Annotated in this window: 16 protein-coding genes; 4 read left to right on the top strand and 12 right to left on the bottom strand. The window is 46.8% G+C overall.

The genetic code is table 11. The features are described 5' to 3' along the window. The first annotated feature begins 120 nt into the window (after nt 1-120). The gene (locus tag TCA2_RS27350; protein WP_177178851.1) at nt 121-297 is read left to right on the top strand and encodes a hypothetical protein; all 177 of its coding nucleotides are present in this window, start codon (nt 121-123) and stop codon (nt 295-297) included. A gap of 130 nt (nt 298-427) precedes the next feature. Here TCA2_RS27350 and TCA2_RS22980 read toward each other — a convergent pair whose 3' ends face one another. After that, the gene (locus TCA2_RS22980; protein ID WP_047913932.1) at nt 428-1,264 is read right to left on the bottom strand and encodes an alpha/beta fold hydrolase; all 837 of its coding nucleotides are present in this window, start codon (nt 1,262-1,264) and stop codon (nt 428-430) included. Between the two features lie 379 nt (nt 1,265-1,643). Here TCA2_RS22980 and TCA2_RS22975 point away from each other — a divergent pair, with 379 nt between their 5' ends. Continuing rightward, nucleotides 1,644-2,867: an MFS transporter gene (locus TCA2_RS22975; RefSeq protein WP_047913931.1), complete on the top strand. Its 1,224-nt coding sequence runs from the start codon at nt 1,644-1,646 to the stop codon at nt 2,865-2,867. 85 nt (nt 2,868-2,952) lie between these two features. On the opposite strand, the gene TCA2_RS22970 is transcribed toward TCA2_RS22975, so the two are convergent. The 4 genes from TCA2_RS22970 to TCA2_RS26790 all read right to left on the bottom strand — a co-directional run bounded on the left by TCA2_RS22970 (nt 2,953) and on the right by TCA2_RS26790 (nt 7,098). Beyond that, nucleotides 2,953-3,954 (bottom strand): type I glyceraldehyde-3-phosphate dehydrogenase, encoded by a 1,002-nt coding sequence (locus tag TCA2_RS22970; RefSeq protein WP_047913930.1) that lies wholly within the window; start codon nt 3,952-3,954, stop codon nt 2,953-2,955. A gap of 33 nt (nt 3,955-3,987) precedes the next feature. Beyond that, entirely contained in the window at nt 3,988-4,938 is a 951-nt protein-coding gene (locus TCA2_RS22965) for a ring-cleaving dioxygenase (RefSeq protein ID WP_047913929.1), read from the bottom strand. Nucleotides 4,939-5,055: 117 nt separating this feature from the next. Beyond that, nucleotides 5,056-6,897 (bottom strand): amidohydrolase, encoded by a 1,842-nt coding sequence (locus tag TCA2_RS22960; RefSeq protein ID WP_047913928.1) that lies wholly within the window; start codon nt 6,895-6,897, stop codon nt 5,056-5,058. Between the two features lie 27 nt (nt 6,898-6,924). Further along, nucleotides 6,925-7,098: a XapX domain-containing protein gene (locus tag TCA2_RS26790; protein ID WP_076315583.1), complete on the bottom strand. Its 174-nt coding sequence runs from the start codon at nt 7,096-7,098 to the stop codon at nt 6,925-6,927. A 273-nt stretch (nt 7,099-7,371) separates the two neighbouring features. Here TCA2_RS26790 and TCA2_RS22955 point away from each other — a divergent pair, with 273 nt between their 5' ends. Then, entirely contained in the window at nt 7,372-8,010 is a 639-nt protein-coding gene (locus TCA2_RS22955) for a hydrolase (RefSeq protein WP_047913927.1), read from the top strand. A gap of 133 nt (nt 8,011-8,143) precedes the next feature. Here TCA2_RS22955 and TCA2_RS22950 read toward each other — a convergent pair whose 3' ends face one another. From TCA2_RS22950 to TCA2_RS22930, 5 genes are all read right to left on the bottom strand, one after another. Further along, nucleotides 8,144-9,706, bottom strand: a complete 1,563-nt coding sequence (locus TCA2_RS22950; RefSeq protein ID WP_047913926.1) for a response regulator — start codon at nt 9,704-9,706, stop codon at nt 8,144-8,146. Further along, a complete protein-coding gene (locus TCA2_RS22945) occupies nt 9,681-11,609 on the bottom strand; it encodes a histidine kinase (RefSeq protein ID WP_238546493.1) in 1,929 nt (642 codons plus the stop codon). Before TCA2_RS22945 ends, TCA2_RS22950 begins: the two co-directional genes overlap by 26 nt. Nucleotides 11,610-11,628: 19 nt before the next feature. Continuing rightward, entirely contained in the window at nt 11,629-13,287 is a 1,659-nt protein-coding gene (locus TCA2_RS22940; RefSeq protein WP_047913966.1) for an extracellular solute-binding protein, read from the bottom strand. Nucleotides 13,288-13,614: 327 nt separating this feature from the next. Next, complete coding sequence (locus tag TCA2_RS22935) at nt 13,615-14,490, bottom strand: LysR family transcriptional regulator (RefSeq protein WP_047913925.1); 876 nt, start codon at nt 14,488-14,490, stop codon at nt 13,615-13,617. Continuing rightward, nucleotides 14,475-15,374: a LysR family transcriptional regulator gene (locus TCA2_RS22930; protein ID WP_047913924.1), complete on the bottom strand. Its 900-nt coding sequence runs from the start codon at nt 15,372-15,374 to the stop codon at nt 14,475-14,477. Before TCA2_RS22930 ends, TCA2_RS22935 begins: the two co-directional genes overlap by 16 nt. 289 nt (nt 15,375-15,663) lie before the next feature. On the opposite strand from TCA2_RS22930, the gene TCA2_RS22925 reads away from it, so the two are divergent. Beyond that, nucleotides 15,664-16,356 (top strand): hypothetical protein, encoded by a 693-nt coding sequence (locus tag TCA2_RS22925; protein WP_202964141.1) that lies wholly within the window; start codon nt 15,664-15,666, stop codon nt 16,354-16,356. Nucleotides 16,357-16,480: 124 nt separating this feature from the next. On the opposite strand, the gene TCA2_RS22920 is transcribed toward TCA2_RS22925, so the two are convergent. Both TCA2_RS22920 and TCA2_RS22915 read right to left on the bottom strand, forming a co-directional pair. After that, nucleotides 16,481-17,053, bottom strand: a complete 573-nt coding sequence (locus tag TCA2_RS22920; protein WP_238546492.1) for a zeta toxin family protein — start codon at nt 17,051-17,053, stop codon at nt 16,481-16,483. Beyond that, a complete protein-coding gene (locus tag TCA2_RS22915; RefSeq protein ID WP_047913922.1) occupies nt 17,043-17,240 on the bottom strand; it encodes a hypothetical protein in 198 nt (65 codons plus the stop codon). Before TCA2_RS22915 ends, TCA2_RS22920 begins: the two co-directional genes overlap by 11 nt. Nucleotides 17,241-17,567 lie beyond the last annotated feature (327 nt).

The raw sequence follows: 17,567 nt of genomic DNA, 5'->3' as shown, positions 1-17,567 counted from the left end.
TGCTGCTCTTGCGAGTGAAATTTGCAATACAGATCTGCTCCTCGCACGAATAGGTGCATATAAGCCAGCACATAATATACCTCATAAACCGATCTCAGTTAGATAAGGAGGACTCATCAATTGAGTACGAACCAACCAGACAAGAATCTTATAAATGAAGTGAAAGATCTAGAAACCACGGCTGTGAACAGCCTGGATGCACAGCAGAAGCAGCAAGCCCGCAATGACCGCCGGAAGCAATCGCAGCATGACAGCAATGGTAAATATAACGAGAGTGAATCGAATAACTATCATTAGACGCCTCTCGCATTCAGAAAAGGCTCAGCCATAAAGTCCAGAGCAGAAAAAAAGAATCGGTCCCGTGAAGCATCGTTTTAGATGCCTGCGGACCGATTCTTTCTATTATATAGATCTACTTTTTATCCATTTATTTATTCAGGAAATCGATTAACGCTTTATTGAATGGCTCAGCGTGAGTCGCATTCAAGCCGTGTGGTCCACCTTCAATGACAACAAGTTCACTGCCTTTCACGGCTTCATGCGAGAGCTGACCGCTGACTTCAAGCGGAACGACCGCATCGGAATCCCCATGAATGACGAGCAGCGGGATATCGAATTTGGCCAAGTCTTCACGGAAGTCGGTCCGGCCGAAGGCAGCAACACAATCCAGCGTTCCTTTTGGAGAAGCAGCAGAAGCAATGGCAACATTGTACAACCGGAAGGGCTCGCTGACCAGATCTGTTCGATCTCCTGCCTTAAAGAAGTTATGCGTGAAGCCATCGAGAAAAGCGATTCTGTCTTCTGTCAGGCCGGCTTGAAATTCTTGAATCGTCGCTTCGTCCAATCCCCCTTCCGGATGCTCGGCAGATTTGTAGAAGTACGGAGGAACAGCACCTGCCAGTACGGCTTTTCTAACACGACTCGTTCCATAGGTACCAATGTACCGGGCAACCTCACCGCCACCCATGGAGAAACCGACCAGTGTTACATCGCTCAGATCCAGATGTGTAATCAGCTGATCAAGATCAGCTGCAAACGTATCGTAGTCGTATCCATTATACGGCTGAGAGGATTGTCCAAATCCGCGGCGGTCATAAGTAATTACACGATAGCCTGCGTTGATAAGCGCTGGAACCTGCTTCTCCCAAGAACGTCCGCTGAGCGGCCAGCCATGAATGAGAATGACGGGTTTACCCGCACCAAGATCCTCAAAATATAGTTCAATCGGTTGTCCGTTTTCGGTTCCTACATTTAATTTAGGCATGTTTATACGTTCCTCTCGATTTAGTTTTTTAGGGTCAGCCACCACTGACCTTTTTCATCATTATCATAGCGGTTTTTTTAAGTATTGTATTTTAGCAATTTACTATACCTTCTATAGGATTTTTCTATATGTAATTACCCTTAAATTGGATGAGCATATCAAGTGAATACATCAAATTATTCTATAAATAAAAACTATATGAAATATAGTTAGCTCCATATTGATCAGAATATATACGGCTTATAAGATGGGTTTAATTACATGTAAAGGAGAATATTAATGGGGATTAAATTTGAATGGGTTCCATGCTTAACTGTATCGGTGAAACCCACCTTGGTTCGGCTCGAAACACGCACTACACATAGAAAGGGGGCAGCCATTGAGCCGTCTATCAACAGAACGCGCACCTAGCTCATCCGTTACGATTATTTTGTTCTGGTGTTCATTGATCGTTGTCTCCGCTGTCTACATAACGATTCCTTTAATCTCACTATTCGCTGAAGTATTCCAAGTATCTTCCTCTCAAGCCGCTTGGGTCGGCAGCGCATTCTCTTTTGCCTTCGCAGGCGGAGGACTCCTCTTCGGGGTTCTATCTGATCGATATGGACGTAAAAAATTGATGATTACCGGGCTGCTGCTGCTAACCTTAACAACACTATTGATCGGCACCGTCCAATCCTTCTTTTGGCTTGTTGCTTTGCGTTGTCTTCAAGGCTTGGCTGCTTCCATGTTCCCCCCATCTGTTCTAGCCTATGCCATGGAGATGTTCCCCGCGAAGAAGCGAGTAACGATGATCGGATTTATTAGTACCGCCTTCCTGATGGCCAGTATCATCGGACAAATTTACAGCAGTATCATCGTGTTCACGTTCAGCTGGTCGTACGTATTCTATTTTTTGTTCGGCATCTATCTCATATCTTTTGTGATCATTACCTTTGGAATTCCAAGCGACTCGAATGATCGGAAGCGAGGCAGCATTGCTGCTTCATTCGTCCGGATCGGTACCATTTTTCAGATCAAAGGACTTCCTTTTTGCTACATTATATCGACGATCCTGTTCACTGCACTGGTTGGATATTTTACGACGCTCGGCAGTTACTTGACGAGTCCGCCATTTCAATTAAGTCATGAGGATATTTTATGGATTCGGACAGCAGGTATTATCGGCATGCTGGTGTCTCCATTCGACGGTAAACTGGTCGCCAAGTACGGGGTGAAACGTGTGTTGTGGAGCGGATTATTATTGGCAGCTATCGGTCTCGGATTTCTCGGAGTCTGGCCTAATTTAACCTTCCTGATCCTGATGAGCATCGTATTCACAACGGGCGTTGCCATTGCACTTCCTGCCCTCATCTCGCTGATCGGTCAGCTTGCAGGAGAGGTTAGAGCCATTGCCGTTTCGTTCCACATGTTCATGCTATTTATAGGTGCGTCGCTCGGACCTATACTCTCCATTTATCTCATTGATAGGGGAGGTCATCTACTTACATTTGAAATCCTGGCTGGCCTGCTCTGTCTAAGCATGATCGTTCCACTGTTAATTCCGCTTCGAGAGCCGCCTGCTGCAACCGGCCATCAGCATCAGCCGAACCGTTCGATTTAAGTCTATGAAAAATTGAAAAAAGCATGCACCCGTGAAACCTCAGTTTTACCGGTGCATGCTTTCTTTTCATTTTATTCAAATAAGCTTATTGCTCGATCGCAAGAAAGGCAGCGACTTCAGCTAACCGGGAAGCATAGCCCCATTCATTGTCGTACCAGGCTGCAACGGATAAGAGCTCGCCCTGGACCTGTGTTAGCGGAAGATCAATAATTGAAGAATGCGGATCTGCAACGATACGGGAGGAAGCCCACTCTCCCTCCAGCACATCCAGCACGCCTTTTAACTCGCCTTCTTGGGCAGCCTTGCGGAACATATCATTGATCTCCTGCGCTGTACATGGTTTCTCCGTAATGAGATTCAATTCCGCAATACTGCCGGTTCGGGTTGGAATTCGATAGGCTTTGCCTGTGATCTGAAGATCCTTCCATATGAACTTAAGTGCTTTGGCAGCTCCCGATGAGGAAGGAATAATGTTCTCCGCCGCCGCCCAGGAGTCTCTGCGGTCTTTCATCGGCTGATCCGTCAATGATTGGGTATTGGTATAGGAATGAACGGTGGAGAATAAACCATATTTAATCCCATAATTCTCTTGGACCAATTTAACCACAGGTGCCAATGCGTTAGTCGTGCAGCTGGCCATACTAATAATTTTATGCTCTACCGGATCATAGCTGGACAAGTTAATGCCTTTTAGGAGCACCGCATCACAATCCTCCAGGCTCTTGCTTGGACCGCTTACGAGCACTCGGTTGGCTCCCCGGTGAAGATGGAGCTCTGCAACAGACCGTGTAACCGCGCGTCCTGTGCAATCAATAACCAGATCGACACCGAGCTCTCCCCAGTTCGGAATTTCCTGTGCTGCATTCAAGTAGTGGATGTGACGGTCGCCTATCGTAATTTTTCCTTCACTACCTTGAACAGGCTCATGCCAGCGCTTATAATTTGTATCTACTTCAAACAAGGCAGCCAGCGCAGCTTCATCTTTAATGTCTGAGATGGAATAAGGTACAAATAAATCGTTAAGCAGTGCTGCACGAAGCAGCTGTCTTCCAATGCGTCCGAATCCAAAAATCGCAATTTTCCCCATGATATCCTCCTATTTATCTCCTTAGGTTTATCTTTAATGTATATCTTCGCCTAACACACGAACTTCAATGGGAAGAAGATTCCCCTCTACAATGTCTCGCTGGGATTCCAACCAAGGTGGAAGCTGAAGCTTCTCCCCCAGGCTCTCCATAGGCTCATCGGTTGCAAATCCTGGAGGGTCGGTAGCGATCTCAAACAGGATTCCCCCTTGTTCGCGGAAGTATATCGCATTAAAATACTGGCGATCAATGATTGGCGTGGCTTGAAAACCGTGCTGCACAACATGCTCACGCCACATGACATGATCCTCGCTATGCTGTGCCCGCCATGCAATATGATGAACGGTGCCTGCGCCTTCACTCCCCCATCCCATGGGTTCAGCATTAACGTCGATGATGTTACCAAGATCACCATAGGAACGATATCGTACCAGTCCGCCCTCTTCGCCGACTTTGTCCAAGCCCATAACGGTTCTTAGCGTATTCTGGGTTTGTTCGGGATTCGTGCTATATAGCACTGCTCCGCCAAACCCTTTGATCGCTTTATCGGCTGGCACGCCCCCATAGGACCACTTGCTTAACGTCCCTTCTTCTCTCGCAACCACTTCCAGCTGCAGGCCGTCCTTATCATTGAATTGCAGGTAGGTCTCATTGAAACGCTGCGTGCGCTTAAATTCAACGTTCAGTTTAGCCAATCGCTCTTCCCAGAATGTCAACGCTCCGGCCGGGACCACAAACGTAGTGAGCCCAACCTGGCCTCCTCCCACTCTGCCGCGGCGGGCTCCATCGAATGGAAAGAACGTCATCGCTGTGCCGGGACTTCCCACTTCATTGCCGAAATAAAGATGATATACTTCGGGAGCATCGAAGTTGACGGTCTTTTTTACGAGCCGGAGACCTAATACCCCCGCGTAAAAATCAACGTTTCTCTGCGGATTACCCACAAACGATGTAATGTGATGAATTCCAGCTGTTTTTTTAGTCATGATAAACAACCTCCAAGTTATGCTTAGTAAGAAACGGGGAAGCTCTTGCAACCATCAACAGGCCGCCGATCAAACGGCAGCCTGTGCACAGCCTCTGCTTCGTATAGGACTATACTTCTAGAACACAAAACAATCCAAGTCGCAGAACCCCCCTCCATGGTGGTGACTGCATCTGTGATGATGGTGAAGCTGTTGATGCTGTTGATCTAACACTTGCTGGCCGTTTGTCCCTCCGGATATAGGTGTCTTATAGTACCCGCCGTAATAGTTATGCGGCGACCAGTCGGGGCTTGCTTTGGGAGCTAGAGGTGATAAATGCTGGAATTCGCCGACGCCATAGACGATCTTCCCTCCGACTACCGTCAATACCGATTCGATTTTTTTGATCTCCTCTTCAGGAACACTCAAGAAGTTAGCTGAGAGCAGCGAAAAATCCGCATAATAACCAGCTTTGATCTGCCCTTTGACATCCTCTTCCTTGGAGAACCATGCATTCCCTGCCGTATACATCCGAAGCGCTTCATGGCGCTCCACACGGTTGGATTCCGGATACAAGGAGAGTCCGCCGAGTGTTTTGCCCGTTACGAGCCAGTACAAGGCTACCCATGGATTATAGCTCGCCACACGAGTCGCGTCCGTTCCAACGCCTACGCGCAGACCAGCCGTAAGCATCTTCGCAATCGGCGGCGCATTCTCGGCTGCCTCAGCCCCATAACGGTCAACAAAATACTCTCCCTGGAATGCCATCCGATTTTGGACAGCGATCGATCCTCCTAAGGCTACGACCCGCTCTAAATCTCGCTCATGAATGGTCTCGGCATGATCCAGAATCCAGCGCAGATCCTTAAAAGGCACCTCTTTATTCACACGTTCAAATACATCCAAGAATCGGGAGATCGACTCTCCATATGTTGCATGCAGACGGAATGGCCACCGCTGCGAAACAAGATGCTGTGTAACCCCAAACAGCTCATCCTCCAGAACGGCAGGCAGCTCCGGGCGAGGCTCGACAAAATCCTCAAAATCTGCCGCACTGTATACGAGCATTTCACCCGCACCGTTATGCCGGTAATAAGCACTTCCCGTATAAGGGGTGGATGAAGCTGTCCACTTCTCGAAATCAGCCAGCTCCTTATTCGGATTCTGTGTAAAGAGATTATAGGCCGTGCGAACCGTGATCTCCTCCCGTCGGTCCAGCTCTTCAAATACTTGATAGTCATCCGGATAATTCTGAAAACCGCCGCCGGCATCGATGACACTCGTGATGCCAAAACGATTGAGCTCCCGCATAAATAGGCGAGTGGAATTCAGCTGATCCTCGTAGCCCAGCTTCGGACCTCGCGCCAAGGTTGCATATAGAATCGTTGCATTTGGTCTTGCGATCAGCATCCCTGTTGGATTCCCCTTGCTGTCCCGCTGAATCTCGCCGCCTGGTGGATTCGGTGTGTCCTTCGTATAGCCAACTACGCGAAGAGCCGCTTTATTCAAGAAGGCCTGACGGTACAAATTAAGAATGAACACCGGTGTATCCGGTGCGATGCGATTAATCTCGTCCAGGGTAGGCATTCTGCGTTCCTTGAATTGGAACTCTGTCCAACCACCCACAACTCTAACCCAATGCGGTGCGGGTGTGCGGTCAACCTGAGCCTTTAGCATACGCAAAGCATCAGCGACCGACGGCACTCCGTCCCAGCGAAGCTCTAGATTGTAGTTCAAACCACCGCGAATCAGATGAATGTGAGAATCATTCAGTCCCGGAATCAGCATCCGCTTATTGGCGTTTACCATACGGGTTGCTGCCCCTTGATACTGCATGACTTCAGCCTCTTCTCCAACGGCTATAAATCGGCCCGATTTGATGGCTGCAGCGGAAGCGATCGGATTCGCCTCGTCCATTGTAATCATGTGCGCATTATGAATAATGAGTTCTGCTTCTGTAACACGCGTTTGCTCGGACATCGTATATCCCCCTTTACATGTTATGTACTACTTACTGGATAGCCAGAGTTTGATCCATGGAATTAATCGCTGCCCCAGGAACATGCCGAATAAGCCTAGCAAGCCTAAGAATGGCGGTGCGGGAGAGGGTATACGAAGCGATTGGAACACGATGCCGATTGCAATCCCTGTGCCTAATGCCAAGATCATGGATCCCCACATGTAGAATACCTCCTTACGCTCAGAATTGATCTTACACAAGTTTTTGATAGTTTCATTCTATGGGAAGGCTTCAAAACGCATCAATAAGGCTCTCTCTATACCTGATATAGTAAAAACTTATATTCAAGGTATAATTTCTTCCTATCTTTCCTATAGAAAAAAGCCAATTGTTTAAAATGGATTATTTTTCTAGTATAAGTGGCATACAACAGCACATCGCTTAGCCGATTAAAGTCTGCTGTATCCAAAATAGAGCGAAGGTGGGACTTTTATATGTTTAAGGACAAAGAAGATTTGCTTACACCAGACAACTCCGCTATTATCCTTATCGATCATCAGCCACAGATGTTATTTGGCACGCAAAGCGCTGATCGCCAGGTCATTATTAACAACACGGTGGGATTGGCTAAGACGGCTAAAGTATTCAATGCTCCGATCATTCTGACAACGGTGGCTTCCGAATCCTTCTCAGGACCGCTTCACCCGCATATCCAGGAGGTGTTCCCTGAGCAAAAACCAATTGATCGCACCTCTATGAACTCTTGGGAAGATGAGAATTTTGTAAATGCGGTGAGAAAAACAGGCCGTAAGAAACTGATTATGGCCGCTTTGTGGACGGAGGTATGTCTGGCATTTCCGACAGTGGCCGCCATTAAGGACGGTTACGAGGTATATATCGTTACAGATGCTTCGGGTGGAACAACAACAGAGGCTCATGACATGGCCGTGCAGCGGATGATTCAGGCTGGAGCTATTCCAGTCACCTGGCTCTCTGTCCTGCTCGAATATCAGCGCGATTGGTCTCGTCAGGAAACCTATAATCCTGTGATGGATGTGGTCATTCAAAATACGGGTGCTTACGGTTCCGGCGTTTTTTATGCGAAAACGATGTTTGACGCACATGAGGGATAATAGTCGAGCTGCTAAATAACTTACGAAAAAAAGCGACATCTCTCCTCCATGATCGTGGGGAAATGTCGCTTTTTTTGCAGCAGTGCTGTGTATGTTTCTTGTTGTTATAAGTACGTTCCTACACTGACACCGGTTATACTTCCGTTTCAAACCGCCTTCGCTGGCCTCGGAATTCCAATGCTGTGATGCCTTCGGTGTCTTTGAATATTCTCGTAAAATGCTTCACATTCTCGAATCCAACCTGCGCACTGATCTCATACACCTTCAGATCAGAGTGAACCAGCAGCTCCTTGGCCTTATCCAGCCTTAGCCGGCGGACATAGTTCGAGAAGCTCTCCCCACTATACTCCTGGAAGGCATGGCTGAAATACGAGTAATTGAGCGAGAAATGATTGGAGACGACCGCCATGTTCAAATCGTCAGCATAATGCGTCTGCAAGTAGTCGAGAACTTTTTGCATCGTATTCTGTTCCGTCGGCACCTGCTCTTTGCGGTTCTGAATAAACAGATCCAGACGATGGAGAAGCTGCTCGACAGCTATGTAATAATCTTCGAATCGATCGAAGTTTCCAATGTGACCTACAGGAGCATACGTCCTCAATAATTCAAGCACCTTATCTCCGTAAATGCGGAACAGCTTATCAAACAATTCCTCGTTCAACAGCTGGCTAATTCGCTCCAGATAGCCGATCTCGCAGCTGCTAATAATGCGGACATCAAGGATTTGATCAAGAAGAAGCTTGATCTCATCTCTGCGCCCCATACCAATGAGATTCGATAATCGCTGAATCAGATCAACAGGAACGACATGCCGCTCCTCAGTGCGTTTGCTTAAGCTGGTGTAGTCCAGCACATCAAGCTCAGGAAGCAGAATACCGTATTTCAACGTTTGCTTCGCTTGACTGTAGGCCAGCCGTACCTGCTCTATTCCCTGAACAGAACCGCTAATTGCAATCCGCAGCCCCGGCTCATCTCTACTTAGTTTCCACTTCTCTGCCAATTGGTAGAACATCACCGGATCGCGGGCGATCATCATCATACCACCTTTTCCATCACGAGTGAGTGTCCAATCCATATGCTCTTGTAATCGTTCAGCGATTTGATTCCGGAGGTAAGCTGTATCCGCACTGCCAGGTCCTTCCCCACTGCGTCGCGTAAGCAAGCCCAGCGTATATCCTCCAGCTAACCAGCTTAGGCCAGCCTGCTTCAGCTTGTTCGGTGTTATGGCATTACCCACATCTACCTGATTCACATGTAAAGTAACCAGCTCGGCAGCATACAGGCTGGCATCTTCATCTGCCCTGTCTGCTCGTTCTCCTTTGATCCTTATGTCCCGTATTAACCGCGTCAGGACGGCAAACAGCTCCTCCCGAACTACAGGCTTGACAAGATAATCCTTCACACCACAGCGGATTCCTTTCTGAGCATAAGCAAAATCATTATAGCCGGACAGCAGTACAACCTCTGGGATAACCGGGTGGTCTTGCAGCTGTTCCATCAGCTCAATCCCATCCATAATGGGCATACGAATATCTGTGAGCATAATATCTGCAGATTCCTGGTCAAGCAGCTCCAGCGCCTCTTGCCCGTTCTCGGCAAATCGGAAGCTGAACAACTTAGGAAACTTTCTCTCAATTACCGACTGCAAGCCTCTCCGAATGATCTTCTCGTCATCGACGATCAGCAGGCTGATCATATAAGTCCACTCCTTCCCCCATGACTCGATAAGGCAAAGTCATCATGACGCGTGTATAGCTTCCTTCCTGACTCTCGATCTGGATACCATATTCGGCCCCGTAGCTCATCACTAAGCGTTGGTCTACATTGCGGAGTCCGATTCCATTGCTGTCCTGATCCCTGCGAACAAACAGCTTCCGGGCATCCAAGTAAGCAGACTCCTCCATCCTTAACATTCGGTTCAATAATTCAAGCCTTTCCGTCGGTATGCCGCAGCCGCTATCCGTGACCTCTATAATACATGTCTGATCCTGCCGAACAGCAGAGATCGTAATGACGAGGTTTCCGTCGCTCGAATGCATCCGGCTCATCCCATGCTTGATTGCATTCTCGACTGCGGGCTGTAGTGACATCTTGAGCGATTCCTGCTTGAGACATTCGGGTGCAATCATCAAACGGAGATCAAGTCTCCCATCATAACGAATGTTCATAACCGATACATAATGCTGAACATGCTGAATCTCATCGGTGAGCATCACATAATCCTGCTTCCATTCCATCGAATATCGCATCATGCCTCCCAGGGAGGTCATGATATCCGATATAAGGTCCTGCCCTTCAAGCTCAGCCAGCATCTTGACGTTCTCCAGCGTATTGTAGAGAAAATGAGAGTCAATCTGGTTCTTCAATGCCCGCAGCTCGGCTTCCTTACCCGCTGCCTGTCTGGCTGCCTGCTCTTGAATAAGCTCGTTAATCTTCAGAATGAGCTCTCGATAATGAAAGCCCAGTTCACCTACCTCATCCGTACCCGAAATCGGCGGCAGCTCGACCTTGAAGTTGCCGCTTCGCACCTGCTGCATAGATTCCCTTAATACCTTAAGCCTGCGCAAAATGATTGACTGCATCGAATAAGACAGCAGAACGAGAAAGGCTACAAGTAGTGATATAAGGACAATATACCGAACTCTCGACTGGTTAATACCTTCGAGTGTGTCCGCAAGACTCACCATATTGACCAGATGTAAGTCAATCGATGGGATATAGCTCTGAAATGCAACGTAGGACTGCCCTTGAACCTTGAACTGTAACTCCTCGACAGCTGCATTACGCGTCAGCTTCACATGGCTCATCAATTCCTCTGCGCTATGCTGAGCGAATACAGGTGCCTCCTTCAAGCTGAACACATCTCCGCTCCTTGCCACTACGATTAACTGAGAGTTCTTATCCTGCACACTGTCAAACGTTTGAGAGAAGAAGTTCGACAGCTTCATCGAGATCTCCAGAATTCCGTTATGTGTTGCATTGTCCGGATATTTGAATTCCTGCAGATAGGTCATGAACGGTTCATTCGGTGAAGGTTCGGTTGGCTCATTCGTGATCGCCACATTCTCCTGTATCTCCCACCAAGGCAGTCCGCTGCTCTTCATTACCTCTTCATACCAAGGCTTGGCCTGGATACGTGATTCCTGCAGGATAACGGGCCAAATCTCATTCACATACACATTGTCCGTAAACAACCGGACATTGGCAATCCGTGGATTGTTGAACAGATAATATTGAAAGCTGTTGACCACATCGTTTTTGATACGAAAAACTTGCGCTGCATCCTGGAACTGTTCAATTTGCAGATAGTTGTTCATTTCTCGATTGGATAAGGCTAGCTGACCGGTCCATCCCATCAGCTCTATGTTATTCTCAATATTTATCTTCTCAACCTCCAGCACATTCTTGCTGTTCTCCGCCAACTCTTCCAATGCACTGGCAGACTCTTCATTCAGTGTGTACCAAGAGAATAGAATTACCGGTATGAAGATGACGATGACAAATGACAGAATCAGTTTGACTTGAAGCGAAAATTTAAATGAAAAGGTTCGTATCCCCAATAACCTGCGGATGACCGCAAATTCCATCTCCTGTTTCACAGCTTGCTCCCTCTAAGAACTATGGATTATGTGTCGATCTCAGCTTCTCTACATTTCGTTCATAAGCTGCTTGGCGGCTAGCGATGATCGCTTCATACTCGGGTGCCTCGGTAATGGTGTTCATATATTCAGCGAATAGCTGATCGAATTCAGCTTCTGACTTCGCCATTAGCAGCTTCGGCAGTGTCTCGGCCCAGAGCCGCGTATTCTTGCCTTCCGCAATCCCTTCCTTCGTCGTTGGATCTGGATCCAGATTCTCAAATTCGGACATGCTGACCGTCTTGCCCCTCGTCCAATCCGAGATCTGTTTAGCAGGTTCAGCATCCATTCCTGTCATCCATTCCAAATTCTTGTTTGTGTCCATTAGCATCCAGTACATATAAGAACCGCCATATTTGCTGTCGAACGCTTGACGGTCGGTGTTAAGCAGCTGCATGACCTCGGGCAGAAACTGATCCTTACCGTCTATTCGATCGTAAGTAACGCCCTTCTCTCCGAGGAACAGATCCCGGTTCCCCTCCTCGCTGAGCAAATAACTGAGGAAGGCAATCGCCCGCTCTTTATCTTTGACGTTCTTCGAGATGAGCGTCACCGTCCAGCCAGAGACACCATTTCCTGCAAGCGTTGGGGGATCATGTGCTTCATTCGCCGGACCATCAATTGCGATATATACTTTATTCGGGTCCTTCTTATATAAGGCTTGATTAATCTCTGAAAAATCAGACCACTGATAGAGCATGGCGAAGTAGCGGCCTTGCGCTATTTTCTCATCCTTTTCCAGCCGTTTCTCATCAATATAAACATCTGTAGGGATCAGCCCATCCTCATGCGCTTGGCGGAACACCTTCAGCCATTTTAGATAGGTAGGATCACTTCTACGATCGTATAGTTTACCGTCCTTCTGCTGTGGAATAGCCAAGAAATTCTGAAGGTACTCTTCCAGCGAATAGTTGCCGGTCTCCGTAAATTCATGCAGGCCAATTGGAATAAGCGGCTGACCGTCTACCTCCGGAAACTTCTCTTTCGCAGCCTTAAGTGCGCTCAAGAAACCTTCCGGTGTGCTCATATCTGGCTTTCCAAGTGCTTCATACATGTCTTTGCGAACAACAAAGGTCTGATTAGATGTAAATAACGGTCCATACTTTTGATAATCCGCGGGGGATGAAGAGGCATTCGGGTAGGCGTAGACATTCCCATTAGACTGTCTGTACCAGCCAAGCTTCGCGGGGTCTGCGACTTTAAAAAAATACGGATCATACTGATCCGCCAGTTCATTCAACGGGAGAACCATGTCACCATTAATCAATTTCTGCACAGAATCCTCGTACCAGGCCAGTGTGATGAAGTCAGGGAGTGATCTCGCTGCCATCATCGTGTTCAGCTTCTCGCTGGCATCGCCGGCAGGCACGATAAAGTTCAGGCTGACTCCTGTCTTATTCGTTATATAATCGGATACTACGTTACCTCCCCACTTGCTGGTGAACCAATCAAAATTGATGTACCAGTCAAATGTAATAGGTGTCGTGTCCAGCTTCCAGGCTGGCTCATCCGGGGAAGACTTCATTGGAGAAGAATCTGCCTCGATGGGTTTGGGGCTTGAGTTCGATGGAACCTCAGCCGTGTCTTCACTCGAGGTGCCTGTGTTGCCGGAGCAAGCCGCTAACGTCCAGCACATCATCAGAGCTAGTAACATCTTCATTGCTGAGATACGCTTTTTAACCATTCATAGATCACCTCATATCATTGTATTTTCAATGTGAAGTATAGTGCCATTTATAGGAATTTTATGCTCAGTTTACTGCTAGTATAAATGTTATTTCACGCAAAGGACAGGGGAAAAAGGCTCACCGATTCCGGATTACCGTCCTTATAATTCTCTGTCCTTCGTGAACTCGAATAAGCGAGCATGACAAAGGCAATCCCCTTCGTTTCAGCTCGCATTTATTAGATATATAGTGCAGTTATTACATTACACAAATAGATTGTAACCGCCCTTTCTGCCCTATCATTTGGATTGCTCTAGAAGAAATTCGATACATTGCTGAACAGAAGGATTGCTGTACTGATACTTCTTATACATGAGCTTAATTTCACGAACTGGCGTGGGATCGATGAGACGAATCATTTTGATGGGCTGACCCGTATGACTCTCAATGGATGAGACAGGTAAGATCGCGACTCCCATCTGCTGCAGGACCATAGTAAGAAGGATCGAATTAGAAGTAGATTCGAACATGGACTGCAGAGAACTAGAGGACTTAGGATTGGATGCATGAAGCTGCTCGTATAAATTTAGATCGCCGGCAAATAACGGAGTATCCAACTCTCCTAACTCTCGAAAAGAAACAGAAGTCCGATCAGCCCATGGATGACCTGCATAAACGGCCAAAGCCTGCTCTTCTGTATGTAGATGCATCGTATGAATTTCTTTGTTTGGAACCGGATGGTCGGTGATCCCAATATCGATACTGTCATTCAATAGTTGCTGAGTCGTATATTCTCCACTAGTAAATTTGACTGAAATGTCGGGATACTGCTCATGAAACTTCGAAAAAAGAGGCGCTAAACTTAAAAAGTCCATCGGCGAAATGCCGATCGAAAGTTTATTGGCCCGAGCCTGAGCATGGCGCAGCTCATTGGTTTCTTTCTTCGCTTCGTCAAGGAGCCTCATCACGGAAAGGGCTTTTACGTACAGAATTTCTCCGTCAGCTGTAATCTTGATCCCTCTGCCAAATCTCTCAAACAAGGGGGTTCCTACCTCTGCCTCCAGGAAGCGGATCTGTTGACTTAAGGTCGGCTGAGAGATCATTAGAACCTCTGCAGCCTTAGTAAAGCTGCCTGCTATGCATATTTGTATGAAGCACTCTAATTGCCGGAACAAGATAGCTTCACCTCATTCTCTCTTACATAGGAATGAATCTCTTGAATAAATAGGTGTACAGACGGCCTCATCTTTACAGATTTTAGATATGCGAGGGAGATGTCCCAGCTAGGAACACGGCCTTCTAACTTTACAATACGCAGAGAATCGTCCCTTAAGCTGTCAAGTACCGACGTTGGGATTAGAGATGCTCCCAGTCCATGCCGGACCCAATGGATTAATACGGAGGTGGAGGAGGTATGCATGATGGAGTTAAGTGTGAACCCATAAGAGAAGCAGCACATATCAATTAAGGATTTGTTTTGTTCTAGGAACATCATAGAGTTGATTTGCTTCACAGCTCGGAAAGGGATCGAGGATTTGTCCGCCAAAGGATGCGCTGAGTGGATCAGCATAGCCAGCTCCTGTCTATACAAATGAGTCGTGGTGACAGAAGTATTCGCGATTGTATGTGCAGTGATTCCAATCTCTACGCGCTGGTCCAGCACTCTATTCTCCACATCCTCGGTATCGACGATTCTCAATAGAATATGAGGGTGGTTCTGGTGAAATCTCATAAAGTAAGGAGCAAGGTATTCCAGCTCAGCAGGACAGCAAGCAATTGAGATGGTTTCTACCGATTTATGTCGCCTTTCATGTATTTCATTACGTGCCTCTTCCAGAAGCTCCATAATCGCGTTGCCCTTATTCAAGAGGATCTTTCCTGCTTCCGTTATTTCTACCCCCCTGTTTACCCGATCGAACAATGGAATGTTATACTCATCTTCCAATACCCGAATTTGCTGACTCAGTGTAGGCTGGGTCACTCCCAATTCTTCTTTGGCCTTGGTGAAGCTCCCCGATTTGCAAATCTGAATAAAGTATTCAAGCTGGCGCAATTCCATGTGCATATCCCCCTTCCAAGCTGACGATTGACCATATAGACATCCCTTTATGAGTATTATAGAAAAGAACCAGGCGATTAAGATATCCGCTACATTTCAGGTGAGGGTTACTGGATTTTAGGGTCCTTCAAAGATTGAAGGCAAGCAAACAGCAAGTCCTCTTTACCATCTCTCTTTCAGCAAAATATGATCCTCTGCAATAAGCCCAAAATAGGCGACCATAGGTACAATGGGCACTCCCCCAACATAGCATATTAAAAATCAGATCAAACAAAGGAGAAGATCCTTAATGTACCCTTATCATTGTTTACCTTCTGGCTACAGCCCGAATGAGTACCGTCAGTTACTTCCATCCGGCACCTTCAACTTCCCATTTGGGCAGCAGGACCTGGGAGTCGAATGGCACGAGCAAGAGGGATCATGGAGCGGAGTATGGCGCCGGAGGGGAAACAGCAACATCTTTGATGCAAGGTGGACGATGCCTGGTACGAATGAGACACCAATCACAGCGGTTTTGACAATCTATATCTTCGGTAATTTTGTGTTTGTTCAGCGTCGAAACAGCAGCGACGGTAACAACTGCGACTACACAGGCACCCTCTCTTCAGATGGACGCAGGGTTGCTGGAACGTTTAGATGCAATCAAGGAGGAGGTACTTGGACCGCCACGATTATAAGGCGTGAAAGATCCCGTCTAGGACGAGTTTGGTACGAACAAGAAGGCGGCTGGAGCGGAGTATGGACGCGCCGAGGAAACAGCAATATTTTCGATGCAAGGTGGACGATGCAAGGTGCGCAGGATATTACAGCTGTACTGACGATCAATATATCCGGCAACAACGTGCAGGTGTTACGAAGAAACAGCAGCGATGGCAATAACTGTACCTACACCGGCACTCTTGCTGCAGACGGCAGAACCGTTACAGGAACCTATACATGTACGCAAGGCGGCGGATCTTGGAGAGCCACGATTACTTTTTGATTTGTTGAATGGACAGAGTTGGCCTGTGAATCTTCCGAGTAAAAAAACGGACCCATTATTCGCTGGGTCTTTTTTTGTATTGAGGTGTGTTGTTTAGTGATACTGTACTTGCTCTTACTCTATTTTATAGATCATTTACACTTTTGTACCATTCCGGCACATGGTCTATCTTATAAATTAATTGATTTTGTTGAATATCTGCAACAATTATGGGTTCGTATGTATTATCTATTAATATAACTTGATCTGCAATCTCAATAGCAGGCTGTAAATTCTGCAAAGATTGTCCATAGCGCCATCGGATATCTTTTTCGGAAATCCAATGACCTCCTTGCTCTACGCGTGAAGCTACGCGGTCAATATGCATCTGTACATCCTGGAGACCGATATAGTACATCGTAATCTCATAACCCTTTTGTTTAGCGAGCCGCATATGTCTCAAATAAAATGTTCCGGACAATGTGGTTTCTACTGCAAAATGGTCATTGTTTTGAATGAGAGTCTGGATTTTTTTGATCGCTTCCTTACCCGCCGACATATCCGCACTACGGGGATCTTCAGGGTTCAGTCGCATCGCGTTTTGGTCAGGATCAACAACCTCCCCAATCCACTCTCTCATTTGCCAACTAAGTGTACTTTTCCCAGCTCCATTAGTACCAGCAAACACTGTCATTACTGGCTTACTATTATTCATCATATGCTTGCTCCATCCGATCCCCATGGACATCGAAATAGATTTCATATTTATTTCCTTCCGCATCTTCGCGGATTCGTTTGTTGTCTTTAATATAATAAAGGGAAGCTCCGGATTGCTTGGCTTGCTCACGAGCACGCTGATTGGCTTTTTTGAGAATACCTTGAAGTTGTTCGCGATTCACTGCCATGACAAGAACCTCCTTTACGAATTATTGAACTATTATATCACAACAGGATTCCACACTGCCGCGCTAACTATGTAGTGCCTATCTAACCAGTAGCATTGATCACTTCCAGAATGTAGTATTAGACCTCTTTCTAAACGCCAAAAAAGAGTATTGTCCAACGATAAGCAGCGTATGGGAGTGGCGTTGGAACATTCGAAGTTTTTTAGATCTATGTGCGTATTTCCTTATTACCGTCAAACACGATACTCGAATACATGAGTGTGGACGGAATATGGTTTACCGATTCCATTCTGTGAAAGTTCAGTATAATAAACCTCATTTACATAC

The sequence above is a fragment of the Paenibacillus sp. TCA20 genome (genome assembly GCF_000732325.1).
GTDB classification, from domain to species: Bacteria; Bacillota; Bacilli; order Paenibacillales; family Paenibacillaceae; genus Paenibacillus; species Paenibacillus urinalis.
The sequence above is the reverse complement of the archived record's forward strand: the minus strand, read 5'-3'. Positions and strand labels throughout refer to the sequence as shown.

Bases quoted from the DNA above. Each gene is read 5' to 3' on its own strand.
- TCA2_RS22980 (WP_047913932.1), bottom strand. From the start codon at position 1,264: ATGCCTAAATTAAATGTAGGAACCGAAAACGGACAACCGATTGAACTA.
- TCA2_RS26790 (WP_076315583.1), bottom strand. From the start codon at position 7,098: ATGTGGGGATCCATGATCTTGGCATTAGGCACAGGGATTGCAATCGGC.
- TCA2_RS22950 (WP_047913926.1), bottom strand. From the start codon at position 9,706: ATGATCAGCCTGCTGATCGTCGATGACGAGAAGATCATTCGGAGAGGC.
- TCA2_RS22955 (WP_047913927.1), top strand. From the start codon at position 7,372: ATGTTTAAGGACAAAGAAGATTTGCTTACACCAGACAACTCCGCTATT.
- TCA2_RS22925 (WP_202964141.1), top strand. From the start codon at position 15,664: ATGTACCCTTATCATTGTTTACCTTCTGGCTACAGCCCGAATGAGTAC.
- TCA2_RS22920 (WP_238546492.1), bottom strand. From the start codon at position 17,053: ATGATGAATAATAGTAAGCCAGTAATGACAGTGTTTGCTGGTACTAAT.
- TCA2_RS22940 (WP_047913966.1), bottom strand. From the start codon at position 13,287: ATGATGTGCTGGACGTTAGCGGCTTGCTCCGGCAACACAGGCACCTCG.
- TCA2_RS22930 (WP_047913924.1), bottom strand. From the start codon at position 15,374: ATGGAATTGCGCCAGCTTGAATACTTTATTCAGATTTGCAAATCGGGG.
- TCA2_RS22960 (WP_047913928.1), bottom strand. From the start codon at position 6,897: ATGTCCGAGCAAACGCGTGTTACAGAAGCAGAACTCATTATTCATAAT.
- TCA2_RS22970 (WP_047913930.1), bottom strand. From the start codon at position 3,954: ATGGGGAAAATTGCGATTTTTGGATTCGGACGCATTGGAAGACAGCTG.
- TCA2_RS22965 (WP_047913929.1), bottom strand. From the start codon at position 4,938: ATGACTAAAAAAACAGCTGGAATTCATCACATTACATCGTTTGTGGGT.
- TCA2_RS22915 (WP_047913922.1), bottom strand. From the start codon at position 17,240: ATGGCAGTGAATCGCGAACAACTTCAAGGTATTCTCAAAAAAGCCAAT.